Origin of the sequence: Enterococcus pallens ATCC BAA-351, from assembly GCF_000407485.1 — a bacterium.
GTDB classification, from domain to species: Bacteria; Bacillota; Bacilli; order Lactobacillales; family Enterococcaceae; genus Enterococcus_A; species Enterococcus_A pallens.
This window is the reverse complement of sequence record NZ_ASWD01000001.1, coordinates 665,843-688,062: the sequence shown is the minus strand read 5'-3', so window position 1 is coordinate 688,062 and position 22,220 is coordinate 665,843. Positions and strand designations below refer to the sequence as shown.

Below are 22,220 nucleotides of genomic sequence, written 5' to 3'. Positions count from 1 at the left end.
GAACGAACTAATTCCTTTTAAGAAGCAACAAAAAGTGAAGCAAGTCGTGAAACCTGCTTCACCCCCGCTTATTAGTGAACGTCACAAATGATAGCATGTTGCTCAAGAATATCCTTAAAATAAGTCAAATCTTCAGTATGGAGCTGCGGAATGTCCTGCATTTGATAGTCGCGATCCAAAAAGGCATATTTTTTCTCGCCGAATTGATGGAAGGGCAAAAGCTCAACCTGCTGAATCCCCATTTGATTAAACAAGTCAGCAAAGGCTGCCGCATTTTCTGAGCCATCGTTAAAATTGGGAATAACGGGAATGCGAACGATCAAATTGCTGTGGTGCTTTAAAGCAAAGGCCAAATTATTCAAAATCGGAGCCAAAGAGGCTTTGGTGCCTTTTTTGTGCTGCAGCTCATCATGATGCTTCACATCAAAATACAAGAGATCCACCTGTTCGATGTATTTCTCGAACACCTCTTGTTTAGCAAAGCCAGTAGTTTCGCTAGCTGTATGGATCCCTTTTTCCTTTAATCGCCGTAATAATTCGGTGGCAAATTCCGCCTGATAAAGAACTTCTCCGCCGGAAAGAGTCACACCGCCATCTGATTCATCGTAAAAAGGTTCGTCCTTCATGACCTCATCAATAATCTCATCCATGGTTTTGTATTCTCCCACAGTGGTATAGTCTTTCTTTTGAGTATCCCACATCTTTTCCGGCTCGCTAGCCTGGGACTCAGGATTGGAGCACCAGTAGCAGCGCAACGGACAGCCCTTGAAGAAAACTACGGTCCGAATTCCTGGGCCATCGTGGATACTAAATTTTTGGATATTGAAAATACATGCTTGGTCAATCATGATGAAGACTCCTTTCTTAATCACGTTCATCTTATCAAATTTTTATGTTTACGTAAATAGTTTTAGTTACGTACGAAAATAATTTATGATTGTTGTAAAATAGAAAATGTGTTAATCTGGTAAGGAATAGGAGGGGTTGGATGTCTAGAGAAGAAGAAATACTTTCGATTGTCAGCCAAAAGAAAAAAATCGAAGTGAATGAGCTTTCAGAGCTGCTGAAGGTTTCCAAAGTAACCATTCGAAAAGATTTAGACAAGCTTGAATCCAGAGGGCTGCTGCATCGCCAGCATGGCTATGCTCTATTAAATAATACAGATGACATCAACTTTCGTTTAGCACAAAACTACGATCTTAAGCGAAAAATTGCCTTAGAAGCCAGCACCATCGTTAACGATGGCGATGTGGTAATGATTGAATCCGGATCTACCTGTGCGCTGCTAGCCGAAGAGTTGGCTTTCAATCGAAACGATATTACTATTATTACTAATTCTTGCTTCATTGCTTCTTATGTTCGCAAGGCGGAGTCAGTCAAGGTCATTTTAATTGGCGGTGAATATCAGAAGGATTCTCAAGTCAATGTTGGCCCCTTGGTTAAGCAGGTGATCAGTGAATTTTTTGTTGATAAGCTGTTTATCGGAATTGATGGCTTTGACAAAAAACGGGGATTTACAGGTAGTGATATCACTCGTTGCGACACCACAAGAACCCTGGCGACCGCTGCGAATCAAACGATTGTATTAACCGATTCCAGCAAATTTACTCAAAATGGGGTTGTTTCTGAATTTGGCTTCAGTGAAATCAGCAAGGTATTCACCGATTCCAAGATTCCAGAGGAGACATTGACGTTTTTAACCGATCATAAAATAGAAGTAACCACCGTTTAATATTGCACATGTGTGCAATATTTTTTTTGTTTGTTAAAAAGGAAAATCCGGTTGACTGCTCTTCTTTACGCGTGCTATTATAGTTACTAAAGAAACTATGATGTTTACGAACGAAAATTAGGAGGAAGCGTAATGAGTACTCAAATCAAAGAAAAAACCGCTGCTGAAAACCAACCACATTTTGGAACCTTAACCAATCGTATGAATAATTACCGAGAGTCTGTTTTAACTAAAAAACCGTATATCTGCGCAGAAAGAGCGCTGCTGGCTACGGAAGCCTACAAGGGAAATATGAACCAGACCAATGTAATGAAGCGAGCGCTGATGCTGAAAAACATTCTGGAAAAAATGTCCATCTACATTGAAGATGAAACCTTAATTGTCGGCAATCAAGCGTCTTCCAACAAGGATGCACCGATTTTTCCTGAGTACACGATGGAATTTGTTTTAAATGAATTAGATTTGTTTGAAAAACGTGACGGCGATGTTTTTTACATTACTGAACAAACCAAGGAGGATTTACGCTCGATTGCCCCGTTTTGGGAAAATAATAATCTACGGGCAAAAGCAGGCTGCTTATTGCCGGAAGAAGTTTCCGTCTTTATGGAAACCGGCTTCTTCGGCATGGAAGGCAAGATGAATTCCGGCGATGCCCATCTAGCGGTTGATTACCGCCAAGTGTTGGAAGTCGGTTTACAAGGCTATAAGAAACGTACCCTGAAAGAAAAAGCGAATTTAGACTTAACGCAACCAGAAAGCATTAAGAAATACCAATTTTACAATGCGATTTTGATTGTACTGGATGCAGTGAAAACCTTTGCGGAGCGTTTCTCACAATTGGCAAAGGAGCAAGCAGAAACGGCAGCGCCAGAAAGAAAAGCGGAGCTGTTGGAAATCAGCCGCATTTGCGCCAAGGTACCTAACGAGCCAGCCGAAACCTTCCATGAAGCGATTCAGTCAGTCTGGTTTATCCAACTGATTTTACAAATTGAATCCAATGGACACTCATTGTCTTACGGTCGTTTCGATCAATACATGTATCCATATTTGAAGGCTGATTTGGAGAAAGGTACTATTACTGAAGATCAAGCAGTGGAATTATTGACTAACCTATGGATTAAAACCTTAACTGTCAATAAAGTCCGCAGCCAGGCTCATACCTTCAGCAGTGCTGGCAGCCCACTTTACCAAAATGTAACAATCGGTGGCCAAACTCGCGACAAAAAAGACGCCGTGAATGAATTGTCTTACCTAGTATTGAAGAGTGTGGCGCAAACCAAGCTGCCGCAGCCGAATTTAACCGTTCGTTATCATTCAGGCTTAGACAAACGCTTTATGGATGAAGCAATTGAAGTGATGAAGATTGGTTTTGGGATGCCCGCCTTTAACAATGACGAAATTATCATTCCATCCTTTATAAAGATTGGGGTCACAGAAGAAGATGCCTATGATTATAGCGCAATCGGCTGTGTCGAGACAGCGGTCCCCGGCAAATGGGGCTACCGCTGTACCGGAATGAGCTACATGAATTTCCCTAAAATTTTGATGACTGCCATGAACGACGGGATTGACCCAGTTTCCGGCAAACGCTTTGTGAAAGGTAACGGCCACTTCAAGGACATGAAGAGCTTTGAAGAATTGCAAGCAGCATGGGACAAAACGGTACGGGAGTTGACTCGCATGAGTGTAATCGTAGAAAATGCGATTGATATCGGCTTGGAAAATGAAGTACCGGATGTGTTGTGCTCCGCTTTAACCGAAGATTGTATCGGTCGCGGCAAAACCTTAAAAGAAGGTGGCGCAGTGTACGACTTCATTTCCGGTTTGCAGGTAGGGATTGCCAACTTGGCTGACTCATTGGCAGCAATTAAGAAGCTGGTCTTTGAAGACAAGAAAGTGACCACTGAAGAATTGTGGGAAGCCTTGATGACGGATTACGCAAGCGACCGCAGCAAAGAAATCCAACAAATGATCTTAAACGATGTGCCGAAATACGGTAATGATGACGATTATCCAGATATGCTGGTACGTGAAGCTTACGATAGCTACATCGAAGAAGTTAAGAAATATCCAAGTACGCGTTTTGGCCGCGGACCAATCGGCGGTACCCGCTATTCAGGAACCTCATCGATTTCAGCCAATGTCGGTCAAGGTCGAGGAACCATGGCAACACCAGATGGCCGTAATGCTTGGGTACCATTAGCAGAAGGCTGTTCACCTTCCCATAATATGGATAAAAATGGACCAACTGCAGTATTAAAATCTGTTTCGAAACTACGTACCGAAGAAATTATCGGAGGCGTTCTGCTGAACCAAAAGGTAAATCCGCAGACTTTGGCAAAAGAAGAAGACAAACAGAAGCTGATTATGCTGTTACGTACTTTCTTTAATAAGCTACATGGCTACCACATTCAATATAATGTCGTTTCGCGGGAAACCTTAATTGATGCCCAGAAGCATCCAGAAAAACACCGAGACTTGATTGTTCGGGTCGCTGGCTACTCGGCTTTCTTCAATGTTCTATCAAAGGCAACGCAGGATGACATTATCGAACGGACAGAGCATGCGATTTAAAAATGAAAACTGGCTTAACAGGTAAGACTGTTGAGCCAGTTTTTTTACGCTTTATTTATAAAAACTTGGTTTAAAAAACCGCTTCTCCAATATAGGCAGTACTACCCCTTAAAATTATACAACGGCCGAATGACTTCTTTTACTTCCATGGTCTCAGGCAAATGCTCCAGCAGCTGCTTCTTGGATTTATAAGCTTTTGGTGCTTCATCCAAGGTCTTCTTGGAAACTGAAGTCGTCCACACGTGACGCATCATATGCTGATAATTTTCCAAACTGATGGAGGCCCGCGCCTGCGAGCGGCTCATCATGCGGCCAGCACCATGAGGCCCCGATTGATTCCATTCCTCATTGCCTTTGCCCACGCCTATAATCGAACCGTCCTTCATATTCAGCGGCACAATCATTTTCTCGTTTTTTCGGGCGGAAGCGGCCCCTTTACGTAAAATCATATGCTGCAGATCAATGTAATTGTGAGGGCTGTCAAAGCTTTCAATCACCTGCTTGTCCCATTTCATAGCTTTCAAAATGGTCAATGCCATACTTTGACGATTGAAGGCGGCATATTGTTGGGCAATTTGCATATCGGATAGGTAATTTACCAAATCTTTTTCTGATACGTAGGACAGCTCATAAGGAATTTTGATTTCTTCGCGTTCTTGCAGGAGTACGTCTTTTTCCGCCGGATCACTGACTGCCTTGGCCAGCTGTTTTAACTCCTGCCTTCTTTGAGATAGTTTTTGATAGGCAATCTCTTGGTGGTATTCAGCAATTTCTTTACCTAAAACCCGGCTGCCGCTATGAATTACCAAGTACACGCCGTCGCTGCCTTCGTTGACTTCAATAAAGTGATTGCCTCCGCCTAACGTTCCCAAACTACGCAAAGCCCAGCCACGATGAATCGGTGCCTGCACCTCCTCCAAAGGGAACATGTATTGCGGTTTATTATGAGAATGATGTCCACTGGGAATTCGATTACGGATGATGCGATCCAGCTTGTCAAAGTTTAGCTTTACACCTTTTTTGATTTTAGTGACATAAAGACCGCAGCCGATGTCGACACCCACAAGATTGGGTACTACTTGATCCTTCACGGTCATGGTGGTACCGATCACGCAGCTGGAGCCGCTGTGGGTATCTGGCATGATTCGAATCTTCGCATCCTGAGCAAATTTTTGATTACATAGTGTCATGATTTGACCAACGGTACTGTCAGTCACGATGTCGGTGTAGACGGTTGCGGTATTGTATTTTCCTTTAATTGTTAACATATTGAATCCTCTCTTATGAGGAATCAAGGGATTCCTCTAGTTGTTTTGTCTGACTCTCTGATTTTTTCTTTTTCCACTCATTGGAAACACCTCCGTTAGTTTTTGAAATTTAAAAATGACGATCTAATTATCACGATTTTTGCGCAGCCTCTTTTGAAAAAAGGGCACAAAAAAACTGTCAATCCAGTGATTGACAGTTTGAAAAATTCGGATTATTTACAAAGAGAGTCTGCCGAAAAAGACCCACTGCTGCCATAAAACGAATCGAACTGATCAATCAATTGGATTTGGTTGGTTTTATTAGTCTTAATCATTGTGCTCTCTCCCTTCGTTTGAATTCCTTTTCATCCTAGCATCATCTAGGACCGTGTGTCAAGGTGAATTCGATAAATCCATAACAATCGTTCTTTTAATAATTAAAGTAAAACGACAAAAAATGCTTTAGTATCTACTAAGAGTTCCTGCATCACACTTAAACGAATTTATTGATTAGCTAGTACCTAGTACCTCAAAATCCAATGTTCCTTGTTCGACACCATTCATAATCAACGTAAGAGAATGAGTGCCAGGATAATGTTTTCGAGTATTTATCTTTGCAAAGGACCGTTTCTTAGTGAACGCTCTTTTTTCTCCGGCCTTCAACGTCGTTTCGGCAATTTGAAATATCTTTCGATTACGGGTGCCATTGGCCTTTACAAAATCGACTCCATATTCCAGTCGCAGCTTGGTGGTTTCCTTCGCCTTGACCTGAAAAGAAAAGATCAAATCCTCTCCATCAATAATCGAGTCAGCAGCTAATGCGAAGTCTTCCACTGTTAAACAATCCGCATCCCCAAAACCAAAGATACTGAGAACCTTCCGATGGCTTTTTTTAAGCAATGTTCGACAGCCATGCTTGACGATCCAATCCGTATGTTGATTATTTCCATACCAATCCGCAGCAATTTTGGCAACCAGCTCAGGATGATCCTTGGAAATGTCGTTCAAATTATTGGCCACACTCTTGCGAACATACAATGAAGGGTCAGCCTTCAGCTGCTCCAAAATCGCCAGAACCGGTGTCGGATCTTTTTTGAAGCTGACCAGCGCTTGTCCCCAAGGCAAACGCGGACGACAGCCTTCGCTGGCAAGCCGACGAACATGTTCATTGTCGTGCTTTGCCCAAATGCTCATCTGTTCCATCATGCGCAGTTCATGCTGAATGATAAAAGGCCGCACCGCAAATTCCGAAGTCGAAAACGGCGTATACCTTTCTAAAGCAGCCATCGACAAATCCCAATGTTCCTCAGCCTGACCATAAACTTCAACAAAATCGGGCAGGCACATAAGAAATAAATTGCTGTAGCCAGCAGGATAGCTAGTCAAAACTTGGTCAAGTATCCCAAGAGCCTTACCATAATCGGCAGGCAGATAGTTTCCGAGCTTCAAGCTGATTTGATGCATCCGAGCTTTCAGTGCCAGATCTTCCCACGTCTCGTCTACAACTGCACGCACGAAATCGTCGACAGCAAAGGTGGGATCGACAGCCTGAATTCGCAAAGCCAGCTGATGGACCGAATCGTAATTGTAGTACTTATCTTTTAGTGAAATAGTCATCATTTTCTCCTTTTTAGTAATGCTTGGAATCTTTTCTCGGTAAATTATAGCATTCTGCCCATGCAAACACTTTCGCCAGTCTACTCCTTAAACAAACGGTCAAAGTAATTTGGAAGTTGCCTGCCATCCATCAAGCAGTCCCGTTTTAGCAAGCAGGGCAGAGCCAGTACAAACCGTGAGAACATAAGAAGCGGAATTAGCAGCGAGAGTCAGCTGGCGAATAAACTCTTCGTCATTTACCAGTGTTCGAATGCTCATTCCTCCACGGACCAATAGCACATCTTTTGAAGAGGTCGTGTATTGACCTGTGCGTTTTGCCAACTGGTGACAATTCCTCTGTCATTGGAATAATAATTAAGAGTATAGGTGCTAGTCAGCTTACCAATAATCTCTGCTGGACTAAATGCGTCACGGGTTTCAAAATCGTCAAGCTGTTTTAAAAACGAGTGAAGGAATAACAGAATTATTAACTATTGCGCTAATTATCACATATGATTTGCTTGATAACAAGATTTCCCCCGTGATCTGCACTAGATAGAGCAGACGCAATAAGAAAAAAGCAAATTCAAAAGAATTTTTCAGTTCAGCAACAAACTACAGTTATCAATTAATCGAAAGAATAAATCACCTATTAAATATTTCATTGACAGCAGGCTTGAGACCACCGTACACTAGAATTATAATTGTTTGAAGGAAGGTTTTTTGAAAAATATAAAATATAAATGCAGGAAATTCTGCTATTTATAAAATAATGGAGGAGATTTTTATGTCATACGAAGCAACAGAAGCCCAACTGAAATCGTTTCAAGCACAGCACGAGTATTTAAAAACGAAACTGGATTTAGGTAAAGAACTTCTTTGGTTGACTCAAGAGGAATGTAAAACTGCGGGACCAACCATCGATGAAACGTTGGAATTAGTTAAGCAAGCTCTGATCGCCCACGGAAAAAAGGCTTATGAAATGCCAGCGAAGATTGGTATTCATCCTTATCCTGATGTATTTTATCATGCCATGCCAGCCTACGTCCCAGATAATTTAGCCTGCGGTGTGAAATGGATCGAATGTTATCCGCGTAATCCAAAAGAATTCAATTTGCCGCAAACAACTGGTCTATTGATTCTTAATGACATTACCACTGGTGTGCCGATCACAGTGATGGATTCAGCTTGGCTGACTGCTATGCGTACGCCAGCTGTAACGGCTTTAGCTGCCAACGCACTGCACCCCGATGCGACTACTTTCGGCATGTTCGGCTGTGGTATTCAGGGTGTTGCCCATGTAAGATACATCGTCAAAACGCTAAAAAATCTAGAAAAGATTTATATTTATGATGTTCGCGATGAAACAATGGATCAGCTGATTGAGGAGGTCAAAGCTGAAGTAACTATTCCGATTATTAAAGTGAGCAGTCCTGAAGAATTAGTAAAGCAATCAGAAGTGATGAGTTCAGCAACAGTCATTTTAAAAGATACCTTGAAGGTCGTAAAAAAAGAGTGGATTGGAAAAGGACAGACGATCCTGCCATGTGATTTGAATACCTTCTGGGATCCGGAAATCTGCTATATGGCGGATAAATATATTCTTGACAGCAAAGAAGAGCATGAATTATTTGCAGATATGGGTTACTTCCCCGACGGACTGGCACCGGTGGCCTGTGAGACCGGTGAAATTTTGGCAGGGCTTCATCCAGGACGAACCAGCAAAGACGAAATAATTGTCTGCAGCAACGTGGGTATCTCGGTTAGTGATGTGGTGATGGGGCAAGCGATTTTTTCTAAAGCCTTACAAGAAGGTATTGGTCGTAAGCTTCCATTATAAATAGAATAGGCTGCTGCATGGAAGTATCGTGCAGCAGCTTTTTGTGATTTTGATGATTGAATTTTTTTGTAGCTGGAAAGTTGAAACCATCTGCTAGAGACATTTGCAATACTTTAGGGGAAAAGTGTGATTCCGGGTGGAAATTTTGGTGGTAGAAAACGAACAGATAATTTCTGAGTTGGTTGCTTTTTTTAATGATGAAAATTATGAAGTCGATATCTGTGAAACTGGTGCCGAAGCCTCGGACAAAATTGTAAAGATAGAATACGCTCTGGCGATTTTAGATAGACATCAACAGCTTTGATTTGTGCAAGTAAATCTGCGAGACCTATACATATCAAATACTCATGCTGACAGACAAGGGAGAAGAGGTTGATAAAATTACTGGATTGACCCTAGGAGCAGATGATTACATTACTAAGCTGTTTTCGACCGTTAGAACTGATAGCGCGGGTTAAATCCCAGATACATAAAGCTACGTAATACAGTGGAATCAAACGAAACGTGTTAGTTGTAAAAGGATTGGAATTGGATAGTGACAAACTAAAAGTTTTTTTGAACGAAGAAGAACTTTTTTAACACCGCTGGAATTTTCGATTTTGCAGCTGCTGGGGGAGCGTCAGGATCAGGTAATCAGCTTCCAACAACACCATTATGATTCACATCCGTCATCTGCGGGAAAAGATACTGGATACTTGTGGAAAATACCAATATATCCAAACGGTTTGGGGTATCGGCGACAGAATCTGATCTTAAAGTGAAACTAAGTGAATATTAAAAGAGTGTCTGCTTGTAGCGGATTAAATGAAGCTATAAATAGGTATTTATTATGAACAAAAGGAGAAATAAACTATTGTTTGGATTGGTGCTGAGGGTAATGATCTTAACAAGGGGATTGTTCTGCTGTTTTTTACTACAAATTACTTTTCCCATTATGAAAAATAAGTCAATATTCGGGTGAGTTCTGTTAACAACTACCTATTGAAAAACGCAATGGTCCGGTAATTAATCAAAAAAATCCGCAGAAAAAATCGTAATTGCTTCATTAACTCAAATGATGACAGCACTTTGCATCATTGAGAAATATGAGTTTGCTATAAGCAGATCAACATCCGTTGAGAGAAATCAAGAGTAGCATCTCAAATATTAGTATACTTAAAATAAAAATTAGTATATACTTATTTGGGTTGGGTGGTTAACATCTGAACGACACATATAAACAGATTGAAAAGGTGGACAAAATGAATTTAACATTTCCAGAAAATTTTTGGTGGGGAGCAGCTACCTCCGGCCCGCAAACGGAAGGACGCTTTAATAAGACCCATGCGAGTGTTTTTGATCATTGGTATGAGATCGAACCAGAGCAGTTTTACGATCAAATTGGGCCGGATACGGCTTCTAATTTTTACAACAGCTATCGCGAGGATATTCAACTGATGAAAAAAATCGGGTTAAACTCGGTGCGTACCTCAATTCAGTGGACTCGATTAATGGATGATTTTGAGACAGGAACGGTAAACGAAGAGGCGGTTGGATTTTATAATAATGTGATTGATACATTCATTGAAAACGGAATTCGTCCGGTAATCAACCTGCATCATTTTGATTTGCCCGTTGAATTGTATCAAAAATATGGCGGCTGGGAATCCAAACATGTGGGTGACCTGTTTGTAAAATTTGCTGAGAAATGTTTTGAGCTGTTCTCTGATCGTGTAACTGATTGGTTTACCTTCAACGAACCAATGGTAATTGTCGAAGGGGAGTATCTGCATCAGTTTCACTATCCGAATCTGGTGGATGGTCCTAAAGCTATTCAGGTTGCCTATAATTTGCAGCTGGCCTCGGCCAAGGTGGTCAAAAGCTTTAAGAAAATCAAGCAAAATGAGGCAGGAAAAATTGGCATCATTCTAAACCTGACACCGCCTTATCCAGCATCTGATTCGGCAGCAGACTTGGCTGCTTCGGAGTACGCAGATATGTGGCTGAACCAGTTTTTCATGAAGGCCTCGACTAAGGGCAGCTTCCCTGAAAAGCTGCTGGCAATCTTTGAAAAGGATGGTGTCATGTTTGCAGCTGAGCCAGAAGAGCTTAAGATCATTCAAGAAAACACGGTTGATTATTTAGGCTTGAATTATTACCATCCTCATCGGGTAAAGGCGCCGGCAATCTCCCCTAACAGCTTGGCGGTGGATTGGCTGCCGGATAAGTATTATGACGAGTATGAGCTGCCTGGCAGACGGATGAATGTTGATAAGGGCTGGGAAATTTATCCCAAAGCAATTTACGACATTGCCATGGATGTCAAAAACAATTATGATAACATCGAGTGGTTTGTCTCTGAAAATGGTATGGGGGTTTCAAGAGAAGAGCGATATTTGAGCGAAGCAGGGATGATTGAGGATGACTACCGAATTCAGTTTATTCAGGAGCATTTATACTGGCTGAACCAGGCGATGAAGGAAGGAGCCAACTGTTTTGGCTATCATTTGTGGACACCGATTGATTGCTGGTCCTGGGCCAATGCCTATCGCAATCGTTATGGGCTTATTTCAACGAATATTCATACCCAAATAAAAACGATCAAAAAATCCGGATATTGGTTTGCAGGAGTCGCGAAAACCAATACTGTAGAAATTGAGGATCACCTGCAGAAATTACTTGAATAAGCTTTGGCAGCGGTTAGTTGAAAAACTAAGCCGCTGTTTATATTTGTATAGGCTGTTTACAACTAAAAGGAAATCGAGTAAGATAAAAGTATATACAAATTTCGGAGAGTGATAACCATGCCTAAATATAAAGAGATCGCGATGGCGTTAAAGGAAAAAATTATCGAAGGCGACTATAAAGAAGGTGAACTGCTGCCAGACCAAGAGACCTTGGCAAAATCCTATCAGACTAGTCGAGTGACCGTTCGAAAAGCGATCCAATTATTGATAGATGAAGGACTATTGTACACTAGACGCGGTTCAGGCACCTATGTGCGAAACAACATCAAAAAGAACAATAAAAATGTGACACAAATTAATAGTGTCTTTGGAACCTCACTGCAGGAAGGTGCTGAAGTTACCAGTAAAATCCTGCGCTTTGAAGTACGTTTTCCTACTACTTATGAATACGAAGCCCTGAAGATTAAGCATACCGACCCAGTTTACGACATTAAGCGTGTTCGGTACGTGGATCAGGAAGCCCGCAGTATTGAATCCTCGATTATGCCCTTGAAATATATCAAGGATTTGGATGAGGAAATCCTGATGGGATCGATCTACAACTACATCCGTGACGAACTAGGCTATGTCATCAGTGCAGCGCAGCGAGTAATTATCGCTTCAAAAGCCAATGAGCTGGACAGCCAAGAATTTGGAATTGACGTGGGCGAACCGATTCTGGAAACCAATCAGGTGGTTTTCTTTGATGATGGGACACCTTTTGATTTATCAAAAACTAGATACCCCTATACTTCAGGAAAAATAGTTGCTGACATTAACTAATTGCAGCAAAAAGTACTTTACTTGGTAATTCAAGCAGAGTACTTTTTTGTTTGCAAATAAAATTAGTATATACATATATAAATAAGTGTTTACAAATATCGATAAGGATGCTATGATACATGTAAAGCTAACGCGTAGCTGGAAATTATCTTGGGGGTATCACAATGAATGAGGATAAAAAGCAAAAAAGAGAAGCGTTAATGGGAAAATTTGTTTTAACTGCTCAAAAGGTTGGCAATCAGATTTATTTACGAACACTGCGAGATTCCTTTGCCACCATTATGCCATTATTTATTTTAGCAGGGATCGCAATTTTAATTAATTCAGTCGTATTAGATCCCAGCGGCTGGTTTGGCAATATCATCAGCGAAGGAACCATGACAACTTGGCAAAATTGGGGCAATATCATTACCAATTCTACCTTGAACATCACAGGCATTATTCTAGTCATCGCGATTGGTTACTTCTTAGCCAAGAATCGTGAGTATGATAATCCAATCGGCGTAGTCATTGCAGTAGTTCCAGCCTTTTTAACCCTGCTTCCGATGATGATTGAAACCACGCCGGTTGATGCCGAAACAGCGGTGCAAATCAATGGGGTGATCAGCTATGGAAATATCGGGTCAAAAGGAGTTTTCGCAGCGATTATCACTGGTTTGCTGGCAACAGAATTGTATATCCGTTTGACTCGTTCCAAGAAGCTTAAGATCAATTTAGGGGACAGTGTTCCGCCAGCAGTCGGCAAGTCATTTAATACGATGATTCCTTTAGTAATTGTGGTGGCTCTATTTGCCTTTGCCTCCTTCTTGATTCAATTAACTGGAAATGACTTCATGGCTATCATCGAGCGCTTTATTCAAGAACCATTACGAGGTGTCGGCACGTCATTAGTTGGATACTTGTTCTTAGTTTGTTTAGGTAATCTACTGTTTTCTTTTGGAATTCATCAGTCGGTTATTACTGGACCAATTTTGGACCCATTGTTAATGGTAAACATGAATGAGAACATGGATGCCGCAGCGGCGGGACAGCATGCGCCACACATCATTAATTCCGCTTTCCACCAAGTTTATGGGGCATTGATGGGTGGAACCGGATCAACGATTGCGCTGATACTAGCCATTTTAATTTTCAGTCGCTATCGGGCGTACCGTGATTTATCTAAGCTGTCTTTAGGACCAAATATTTTCAATATCAATGAACCAGTAATTTTTGGCTTGCCGATTGTCTTCAATCTGCCAATGATTATTCCGTTTGTTTTGTCGCCGATTATTGGGACAGTTATTGGTTATTTGGCAACAGCAGCAGGGTTTGTTAACCCGTGTGTTGTAACGATCCCTTGGACGACACCGCCATTTTTAAGCGGATTTTTAGCAACTGCTGGTGATTGGCGGGCAATTATTGTTCAGGCAATTATCATTGTGGCTTTAGTATTCTTCTACCTGCCGTTCTTGAAAATTAGTGAACGAGTTGCTCGGGCAAGTGCAGAGCAGGCACTATAGACCAGCGGAAATAAGAAAAGACTACAATTAAAGAAGATGAATGGAATGAGACGATGACAACAAAAAAATTTTATTGGGGAGATTCTTCCTCCAGTATGCAAACAGAGGGGGCATGGAATGAAGGCGGCAAGGGTCTGTCGGTTTACGATGTTCGCGAGGCAACTGAAACGACCTCTGACTGGAAACATGGAATTGACCGCTACCATCGTTACGAAGAAGATTTGGATCTGCTGCAGGAAATGGGTATGAATTTTTATCGCTTTCAAACCTCCTGGTCACGAATCAATCCCATGGGTGACGGCGAATTTAATGAAGAGGGTCTACGTTTTTATGATCAGTACATTGATGCCATGCTAGACCGGGGTATTGAACCAATGCTTTGTCTGTATCATTTTGATATGCCGCTTCATTTAGCGCAAAATTACGAAGGCTTTATGAGTAAACATGTCATCGATGCGTTTGTGGATTATGGAAAAAAAGTGGTAGACCGCTACAAGCATAAAGTCAAATACTGGGTGACCTTTAATGAACAAAACCTGTATTCTACTCCATTGGCTTTGTTGTATGGTGGTACCTTGAACACAGCGGATACGGCTGAAAATATTCATCAGATAGCCCACAATATCATGGTAGCCCATGCGAAAATCGCCAATTACATTCATGAGACAACGGACGGGAAAATCGGGGGGATGCTGGCCTATTCCAACATGTATCCGGCTACGAATCATCCCAAAGATGTTCTGGTGGCTAGAGAATGGGATGAGTTTGTCAATCAACATTTATTAGATGCTTTCTGCGGCCACGGCTATTCAAAACAAGTTCGAACCTACCAGCAGCAGCACTTAAAGCTGGAGATTTCAGAGGAAGAGCTGGCAGAAATCGCCAAACAAAGTAGTGACTATTTGGCCTTCAGCTATTATTGTACCGGTTCAATCAGTCACAAAAATATTCCAACAGGTATCGCGCCTAATTACTATTTGACCTACGGCGAAGTGGAAAATCCGTTTGTTTCAGATAATCCATGGAACCTGGGCATTGATCCACTGGGCTTTCGCGATATTATCAACAAAATGTATCAGAAATACCATGTTCCGATTTTTCCAGTGGAAAACGGAATCGGTACACAAGAAACCTGGGATGGTCAAAATCCGATCCAGGATGATTACCGCATTTTTTATCATGAACAGCACATTAAAGCAATGATGGATGCCATAACAATCGACGGCTGTGAAGTTTTAGGCTATTTAGGCTGGGGATTGATTGACTTGCCAAGCTCAAAAGGCGATATGGAAAAACGCTACGGCATGGTATACGTCAATCGCGGAAATCACGAGCTGCGAGACATGAAGCGAGTTCCTAAAAAGAGCTTTAACTGGTTCAAGGAATTTCTACAAACAACTGAGGTGAAATAATATGCACAGCTTATTGGCACTAGATATCGGCGGATCAGCTATTAAATACGGGTTATGGCAGGAAAATACCCTCAGCAATACGGGTTCCATCAAAACACCAGAAACCTGGCTGGAAATGAAAGCAACCATTCAAGCACTTGTCCAGCAGTTCCACCAGCAAATCACTGGTGTTGCCATTGCTTCTCCGGGAGCGGTTGATACTGCTCGCGGCATTATCTATGGAGCCAGTGCCATCGACTATATTCATCGTTTCACAATTCGCCAGGAGCTAGCGGACTTAATTGGTCTGCCGGTCTCAATTCAAAATGATGCCAACTGTGCTGCCTTAGCGGAGGTGTGGCAAGGGAATGCACGACAGGTGGCGAATTCGGCTTACTTAATTATCGGGTCAGGAATTGGTGGAGCCGTAGTTATTAATCAGCAGCTGCAGCCAGGCGCTCACTTATTTGGCGGAGAGTTTGGTTTCATGATTATCGACGGTCAGACTAAGCAAACCTTAAGCGAAGCCGGCTCACCAGTCACCATGAGTAAACACTTTTCACAAGAGAAAAACGATGGGCGATTGTACAGTGGGATTGAAGTCTTTGAACTAGCTAAAAAGGGAGATACTTTAGCCGAAGTCTACGTAGATCGTTTACTGCAAGGAATTACCATAGGTGCCTTTAATCTGGCGGTGACCGTTGATCCGGAAATCATTCTAATTGGCGGTGCCATTTCAAAAAATGCCGAGGTAATCGCCGAAGTCAATCATCGCTTAAAACAGCTGATTTTGGAAAAGGGTGCTGAAGGATTAGCGCCAGTCGTAAAGCCTTGCAAATTTTATAACCAAGCCAATCTGCTGGGGGCTGTTTATCAATTTATGCTGGAAAACCCAATCAAGGAGGAAAAGTGACATGCCGAAACAAACAACGATTATGTTAGTCTGTGCTGCCGGAATGAGTACTAGTTTATTAGTAACTAAAATGGAGGCAGCCGCTAAGCAGCAAGAGCTAGATGCCGACATCTTTGCTGTATCGGCTTCAGAATCAGACAATTTATTAGCCCAAAAGGAAATTGATTGTGTCCTGCTGGGACCGCAAGTCAGATTTATGCAAAAGCAATTTGAAAGCAAGCTGGAGCCCTTAGGAATTCCAGTCGCTATCATCAATATGAGCGATTATGGAATGATGAACGGGGAAAAAGTATTAGCGCAAGCCAAATCATTGATTTCAGGAAAGTAGTGGGAGTATGGAAGAACAGCAATTAGAAGTAATCATGGGATTAATTGTCAATGCCGGAAATGCCAAAAGCGATGCCATGGAGGCAATTCAAGCAGCTAAAGCTGGTGCCTTTGACGAAGCTGACCAAAAAATCGCAGCAGCTCATCACTCATTGGTTGAAGCCCATCACGCACAAACCGATTTGCTAACCGAAGAAGCCCAAGGAAACAATCAAACCATTACCTTGCTGACGGTTCACAGTCAAGATCACTTAATGACAGCCATTGCCTTTACAGATTTGGCCAAGGAAATTATTGACTTGTATCAACGAGTTGAGGTGGCTGGTTAGCTAGATAACTAAAGAGACAGATAACGCGCAGAAAAAAACTGCGCGTTTTTGTTGTGTACTACAGAAAAATCGAATTCCAGAACTAAAACAATCAATACCGCTGCCGATTTCTCTTGTTTTTCATGCTACAATTTACTAGAAGGTGTATTTTAGTAAAAAAGATGGAGGAGCAGGCTTATGTGGAATGCAACTATGTACAATTGTTATGGTCAGGAACGGATGCAGCCATCGATTGATTTGGTAAACCAAATTCGGGAGAAAAACTTTGAAACGATTTTGGATGTCGGCTGCGGCACGGGGATAAGTACCGCAACAATTGCAGCTGTCTGGAAGAATGCCGATATTACGGGGGTGGATTTCTCTAGTGAAATGTTAGTGGAAGCCCAAAAACTTCTGCCAGAGGTATCCTTTATCCAAAGGGACTGCCGTGAATCAATTGCAGACTTGGGCAGCTTTGACTTAATTTTTTCCAATGCTTTTTTGCAATGGCTGCCGCAGCAAGATGAATTTATGCAGCAGTCTTTTGCGATGCTTACTAAAGGTGGCGTATTTGCTGTGCAAATCCCTTTGTTCAACGAAATGCCGGCTAATCAATGTATAAAAGAAGCGGAAGCACTCTTTCCAAAGCAGCTGGTAAATTTAGCAGCTGAGAACTACCTTGTACATTCGAGCAGCGAGTATTACAACATGCTTGCAAAGCTGACTGGGAATATTTCCATGTGGGTAACAGAGTACTACCATGAGATGGCGAGTCATGAGCAGGTGCTGGATTTTTTGAAGGGTGCCCCGTTGCGTGTCCAATTGGATAGGCTGGATAAGCAGGAACAAACTCAGTTTCTACAAGAAATTTCGAAAAATTTGCGGCAAGCCTATCCTTGTCAGGAAAATGGTCAGGTGTTGTTTCCTTTTAGAAGGTTGTTTTTAGTTGGTGTAAAATAGCAAAAACGCTTAGATAAAAATATAGGCGTTTTTGTTATGTAGTGGCAGACTGAAACAAAGTGTTGTTAGATCGTATCCATAAATAGAAAACAATCAAACAACTTTAGCTGCACCTGTTAATGTAAAAACGAGCTTATTTAGTCTTTAGCTGATTGATTTTTCCCCCGCAAAGTTCTTATTTTATTCAGTGTATCAAACCTGTCAAAAATGAAAAAAGCAAAAAAATTAGGTATTTTTCACAAATAGTGGCTTTGAGAGGATTAAGAAAAGAGGGAATGATTAGATCCTTTTTTTAAAAGTTTGAAAAAAACTGAACAAATTCTTAAAAGACTTAAAAAGAACAATTTTAGTAATGGAAAGCGCTGTCAAAAAATGGTATGATTATAATTAATCTAAAGTAACTGAAAGGGGGGCCTGTAATGACAATCGTGAATCAGTATATAGACGAATGCTTGGAGGATGATTTGGAATACTTCACCAATTATTCGATTTTCTGCTGTGGCAAAAAAATAGTGACTGATGAAAACGTTCGCATTTATTATACAGACTGGCTCTCCAGTAACATTGTTTATGAACTTGTGCTGGACCATGATGAACGTACCGAACAGAAGAACATTTATTTTTATCTCACAGAACGCAAGCAATGGATTGCTTATGGTAATAATGAAGTTCGCGTAGTCCATCCTTTACGTCAATAGAGACAGCCGACAAAGTTCAGCTAGCTTTGTCGGCTGTTTTGCGTTTTGATCAGACTTTCGAGAGGTTTTCTACGTTTAGTTCGGTTAATTGGCAATTGTTTGATAAATTTTGGCAGCTTCTTAATCCTTAAAAGGACGAACATGCTCGGCCACTGAAGAAAACTCTTTGATCGAATCAATTTTACCATCTGCCCCAAAGGTAATAATGGATGTTCCATCAAAACCACCGATTTTACCATCCAATTCCTCTTTGAAGAACCATTCTACGACAGTCAGATTATCTTGGTGAATGAACTGCTTAATCCGCCATTCTAATACCGTTTGTTTTTTCAGCATTTCCTCAATCCAAGAATCAATTTCGGTTAACCCGTAGTATTCAGGACCATAGCACTCGCTGTAATAAATGTTATCGTCAAAAATTTTTGCTAAACTAGTAAAATCACGAGATACCCACATAGCAAAATAGCACTGGATGACCGCTTCTTTTTCTTTATTTTCCATAGGAACCTCCTGTAGGATAATTGCTTTTCAGTAAGTATAACATGCGAGGAATAAAGTTTTTTTATTCTACCGAAAGGAACAACCAAAAGTAGGTATATGCTTTTACTGAAAGGATAAACAAATGTAGTAAAGAAAATTTAGCAAATATCAAGATACTAAACTAGCTTAAACTTATAGAAAAAAGGGACTATTGAAATGAAAAAAACAATTTTTGAACATTTTTTGGTTGAACTTTGGAATTATCATGTATATACTAATTTCGTATTAGTAATGAAAACGTCTTCTGTATCCTAAAATACAATTTTAAATAGACTGCGAGACCGTGATCAGCCGACCACCATCACTATTACCCTATGTTGACCGCATATAAACAGGACATTGCCTCGGCAATTGATTTAGGCTGATCAATTCTCATAAATAGAACAGGTACTTTCATTTTTCGGTGAACGGAAGGTGGAGGTACTTGTTTTTTTGCTATTAAGATAAAACGTGGTGTAGAGTAAACTTTTCACTAGGATTTATTTTTCTACATTTAAAATAGAAAGGAGATTATCATGAAAAAATAGGACTTGTTTTATTATTAGGTCTGTCATTGACAGTAGTTACCGGCTGTTCGCCAGCTGGAAATACTTCAGCCAGTTCCAGTGAATCAACGACTTCTTCTACCCAGGAAAAGATTAACGTTCAGGTCAAAGTCACTGATAAGAATAAGGATACGACATCCAATGAAGAAATTGAGACAACTGAAACCACCAACTTGCTGGATTTGATGAAACAGAAACATAAGCTGGAAGAGAAGGATGGTTTAATCACAGCTATCGATGGTCTCAAGCAGGATGAACAAGCGGGGGATTATTGGTCCTATACCATTTATGGTGAATGGCAACAAAAGGAGCGCAGGAAACCTTTTTAAAAGACGGCGATCAGGTTGAGTTTGCTTATGGCAAGGTTGAGTAACAAATTAACTGTTCACGACAATTGCATTGATTACAGCGGCCTGTGTAGTCAGCCGCACAGCTTTTCAATTTATTCACAATGTTCAGCCAATTACAGCTGTTTTTATTTTAGTCAGTTTTTATAAAGGGCTTTTGCGCAGCTTTTTGATTGTGCGACTAACGATTGTTGTGACAAATATCTAAATGGGAATGGGGCTCTGGACGTTAATACAAATTTTTGCTTACAGCGTGATTATCATCTTAAGATATGGACTCAGCCGAATTCCTTGGTTTATCCTTCACTTGCTGCTTCAGCTAATATTTGCTCTTTTTACAGGCTATCTGTTTGGCTTTATAACAGCTTGCGAGGATACGCTAATTTATGGAATCAGCGCTTTCTGGCCATATTATTTGCAGGGAGTTTATTTTGATACGTTGCACGGTGTGGGAAATTTACTTTTCTTCGTTTTATTAATCCCCTTTTTTGCCGCGACTCTTTTTAAGGTTTTGGCTGAATTGAAAAAAATTCACGAATGAGCTAAGTCAAATGATGACTTAGCTTTTTTTGGCGTAAATTCCCAAATCTTATGAAAGCGTTATTAAATAGAAGAATGAGGTATTGAAAGGTGCTACATTTAATTGCGTACCTATTTTAAACATAGCAGATTGATTAGAAACTATCAGGAATAAAAATAGAGGATCTACTCTTTTGTACGGAAAACGAGCGTTGGTTAATGCTCGTCTTTAAAAATAGAGAGCAAATAACCTTTTGTTTATTTAATATAAAAAAAGACCGTTATTTTTTGTTTCTTTCTGGAGTGTTAAACTAGCTTAAGGAGGGATAAAATAGGGAAAAAAGATAAAAATGACTTTTTGCGTGAATTTTTAGGACTAGATTATAAACGTATCTCATAAGATCTAGTCTAAAACAAGACTAAATTAAGTATGGTTCATTGGGGAGGAACATGTATGTCTTTTTCCGAAGAAAAGGTAAAAGTACTGAATTCTGCAAGCTACGCGATCTCATTAATTGATGGCAAATGGAAAATCAGAATTATCTGTTTGTTATCAGACGGCAAAGCTTTGCGGTACTCAGAATTGAAAAAAAAACTTCCAGACATTTCTGATCGAAGCCTTTCCAAGGTGCTGAAGGAAATGTGTGTGGATCAATTATTAGAAAGAAAACAATTTGAATATGTTCCGCCGATTGTTCAATACAGAATCTCTAGAGCAGGTAAGAAAATACTTCCCATTTTGTACCAACTAGGACAGTGGACCGATGAGCTTGAGGATTATGATTGGAAACAAAGAGCTGCCGATTCCTCCATTGATTATTAAGAATGAGGCAGATGCTTCTGAAACTAAGTTAAGGAAAAATAGTTTGATATATCAGTAACGAAATAGAGGATCAGTGAGCTTGTAGAGCTTTAGGAAAATAGTAGCTTAATCAGGACACTCTTACAAGGACTGTTGGCAATTGTTTAGCAGTAGCCGAATTTTACTGTTTGTTCAAACAGACATTTTCGTCAATGTTTTGTTGAAAGGGTACCATTCGACGTGATTGGTAATTTATTAAAATCGAGGTGTTATTGTGTCAAAAAAATCAAAGCAACAGGCTGCTGAAGAACAGTCAAAAAAAAGAACAGCCATCCAAAGGATCACGTCTGTCCTGGCCATTATCAGTTGTTTGATCCTGATCCCAATCCTGCTAATCAACCTTGTCATTATTGTCAAAGGAAGCTTGTCACCAAAGGAAGTTCCGACTGTTTTTGGGTATGCTCCGATGGCAGTCATTACTGATTCTATGAATACGGGTAAAAAAGAAACGATTAATGCAGGAGATCTGGTGGTTACTAAGAAGGTGGATCCTGAGACACTTCAAGTTGGCGATATCATTATGTTCAAGAACAACGATAGTGCGATTATTCATAGAATTGTCAGCTACGACAGCAAATCTGGAACCTTTACTACAAAAGGGGATGCCAATAATACGGAGGATCTTGATCCAGTTCAAAAGAAAAATATTATTGGGAAATATGTCGGGCGTGTGCCTGGGCTAGGCAAATTTGTCCTATTTTCTAAAACACCATTGGGCATATTAATCTGCATTGGATTTCCCTTATTACTTTTATTAGGGTACGACTTCGCAACGAAACATTTTAGCCGTTCCGAAGAAAAAATAGCATAAATAAAAAAGGAGCACATAGT

General features: G+C 40.8%; 20 protein-coding genes and 1 pseudogene. 16 read left to right on the top strand and 5 right to left on the bottom strand.

Annotated elements, in window-relative coordinates; translation table 11 throughout:
• Nucleotides 1-71 precede the first annotated feature (71 nt).
• Nucleotides 72-848: a glycyl-radical enzyme activating protein gene (locus I588_RS03320; RefSeq protein ID WP_010757528.1), complete on the bottom strand. Its 777-nt coding sequence runs from the start codon at nucleotides 846-848 to the stop codon at nucleotides 72-74.
• A gap of 140 nt (nucleotides 849-988) precedes the next feature.
• Between I588_RS03320 and I588_RS03315 the strand changes: the two genes are divergently transcribed.
• The gene (locus I588_RS03315) at nucleotides 989-1,732 is read left to right on the top strand and encodes a DeoR/GlpR family DNA-binding transcription regulator (protein ID WP_010757527.1); all 744 of its coding nucleotides are present in this window, start codon (nucleotides 989-991) and stop codon (nucleotides 1,730-1,732) included.
• 132 nt (nucleotides 1,733-1,864) lie between these two features.
• Complete coding sequence (locus I588_RS03310; RefSeq protein WP_010757526.1) at nucleotides 1,865-4,306, top strand: glycyl radical protein; 2,442 nt, start codon at nucleotides 1,865-1,867, stop codon at nucleotides 4,304-4,306.
• Nucleotides 4,307-4,407: 101 nt separating this feature from the next.
• On the opposite strand, the gene I588_RS03305 is transcribed toward I588_RS03310, so the two are convergent.
• The 3 genes from I588_RS03305 to I588_RS26345 all read right to left on the bottom strand — a co-directional run bounded on the left by I588_RS03305 (nucleotide 4,408) and on the right by I588_RS26345 (nucleotide 7,491).
• A complete protein-coding gene (locus I588_RS03305; RefSeq protein ID WP_010757525.1) occupies nucleotides 4,408-5,574 on the bottom strand; it encodes an RtcB family protein in 1,167 nt (388 codons plus the stop codon).
• Nucleotides 5,575-6,063: 489 nt separating this feature from the next.
• Nucleotides 6,064-7,170, bottom strand: a complete 1,107-nt coding sequence (locus I588_RS03300; RefSeq protein WP_010757524.1) for a DNA alkylation repair protein — start codon at nucleotides 7,168-7,170, stop codon at nucleotides 6,064-6,066.
• 99 nt (nucleotides 7,171-7,269) lie between these two features.
• Nucleotides 7,270-7,491: a DJ-1/PfpI family protein gene (locus I588_RS26345; protein WP_051130083.1), complete on the bottom strand. Its 222-nt coding sequence runs from the start codon at nucleotides 7,489-7,491 to the stop codon at nucleotides 7,270-7,272.
• A 445-nt stretch (nucleotides 7,492-7,936) separates the two neighbouring features.
• Between I588_RS26345 and I588_RS03290 the strand changes: the two genes are divergently transcribed.
• From I588_RS03290 to I588_RS03240, 11 genes and pseudogenes are all read left to right on the top strand, one after another.
• A complete protein-coding gene (locus I588_RS03290) occupies nucleotides 7,937-8,989 on the top strand; it encodes an ornithine cyclodeaminase family protein (protein WP_010757523.1) in 1,053 nt (350 codons plus the stop codon).
• 136 nt (nucleotides 8,990-9,125) lie between these two features.
• Nucleotides 9,126-9,739, top strand: a pseudogene (locus tag I588_RS26710) (response regulator transcription factor).
• A gap of 491 nt (nucleotides 9,740-10,230) precedes the next feature.
• On the top strand, nucleotides 10,231-11,655 hold the full coding sequence (locus I588_RS03280; protein WP_010757522.1) for a glycoside hydrolase family 1 protein: 1,425 nt from the start codon (nucleotides 10,231-10,233) through the stop codon (nucleotides 11,653-11,655).
• A 117-nt stretch (nucleotides 11,656-11,772) separates the two neighbouring features.
• Nucleotides 11,773-12,477, top strand: coding sequence for a GntR family transcriptional regulator (locus I588_RS03275; protein WP_010757521.1), 705 nt, complete (start codon nucleotides 11,773-11,775; stop codon nucleotides 12,475-12,477).
• Between the two features lie 164 nt (nucleotides 12,478-12,641).
• Nucleotides 12,642-13,979: a PTS sugar transporter subunit IIC gene (locus I588_RS03270; protein ID WP_010757520.1), complete on the top strand. Its 1,338-nt coding sequence runs from the start codon at nucleotides 12,642-12,644 to the stop codon at nucleotides 13,977-13,979.
• 53 nt (nucleotides 13,980-14,032) lie between these two features.
• Nucleotides 14,033-15,391: a glycoside hydrolase family 1 protein gene (locus I588_RS03265; RefSeq protein WP_010757519.1), complete on the top strand. Its 1,359-nt coding sequence runs from the start codon at nucleotides 14,033-14,035 to the stop codon at nucleotides 15,389-15,391.
• A 1-nt stretch (nucleotide 15,392) separates the two neighbouring features.
• Nucleotides 15,393-16,283, top strand: a complete 891-nt coding sequence (locus tag I588_RS03260; protein WP_010757518.1) for an ROK family protein — start codon at nucleotides 15,393-15,395, stop codon at nucleotides 16,281-16,283.
• 1 nt (nucleotide 16,284) lies between these two features.
• Nucleotides 16,285-16,611, top strand: a complete 327-nt coding sequence (locus I588_RS03255; protein WP_010757517.1) for a PTS sugar transporter subunit IIB — start codon at nucleotides 16,285-16,287, stop codon at nucleotides 16,609-16,611.
• A gap of 7 nt (nucleotides 16,612-16,618) precedes the next feature.
• Complete coding sequence (locus I588_RS03250; protein ID WP_010757516.1) at nucleotides 16,619-16,939, top strand: PTS lactose/cellobiose transporter subunit IIA; 321 nt, start codon at nucleotides 16,619-16,621, stop codon at nucleotides 16,937-16,939.
• A gap of 177 nt (nucleotides 16,940-17,116) precedes the next feature.
• The gene (locus I588_RS03245; protein WP_010757515.1) at nucleotides 17,117-17,878 is read left to right on the top strand and encodes a methyltransferase domain-containing protein; all 762 of its coding nucleotides are present in this window, start codon (nucleotides 17,117-17,119) and stop codon (nucleotides 17,876-17,878) included.
• A gap of 419 nt (nucleotides 17,879-18,297) precedes the next feature.
• The gene (locus tag I588_RS03240; protein WP_010757514.1) at nucleotides 18,298-18,576 is read left to right on the top strand and encodes a hypothetical protein; all 279 of its coding nucleotides are present in this window, start codon (nucleotides 18,298-18,300) and stop codon (nucleotides 18,574-18,576) included.
• 120 nt (nucleotides 18,577-18,696) lie between these two features.
• Here the strand turns inward: I588_RS03240 and I588_RS03235 are convergent, their stop codons facing one another.
• Complete coding sequence (locus tag I588_RS03235; protein WP_010757513.1) at nucleotides 18,697-19,077, bottom strand: nuclear transport factor 2 family protein; 381 nt, start codon at nucleotides 19,075-19,077, stop codon at nucleotides 18,697-18,699.
• Nucleotides 19,078-19,669: 592 nt separating this feature from the next.
• Between I588_RS03235 and I588_RS03230 the strand changes: the two genes are divergently transcribed.
• The 3 genes from I588_RS03230 (at nucleotide 19,670) to I588_RS03215 (ending at nucleotide 22,200) form a co-directional block, all read left to right on the top strand.
• Nucleotides 19,670-19,990: a DUF4430 domain-containing protein gene (locus I588_RS03230; RefSeq protein ID WP_010757512.1), complete on the top strand. Its 321-nt coding sequence runs from the start codon at nucleotides 19,670-19,672 to the stop codon at nucleotides 19,988-19,990.
• Nucleotides 19,991-20,981: 991 nt separating this feature from the next.
• Complete coding sequence (locus tag I588_RS03220) at nucleotides 20,982-21,350, top strand: winged helix-turn-helix transcriptional regulator (protein ID WP_010757511.1); 369 nt, start codon at nucleotides 20,982-20,984, stop codon at nucleotides 21,348-21,350.
• A 253-nt stretch (nucleotides 21,351-21,603) separates the two neighbouring features.
• Complete coding sequence (locus tag I588_RS03215) at nucleotides 21,604-22,200, top strand: signal peptidase I (RefSeq protein ID WP_010757510.1); 597 nt, start codon at nucleotides 21,604-21,606, stop codon at nucleotides 22,198-22,200.
• Nucleotides 22,201-22,220 lie beyond the last annotated feature (20 nt).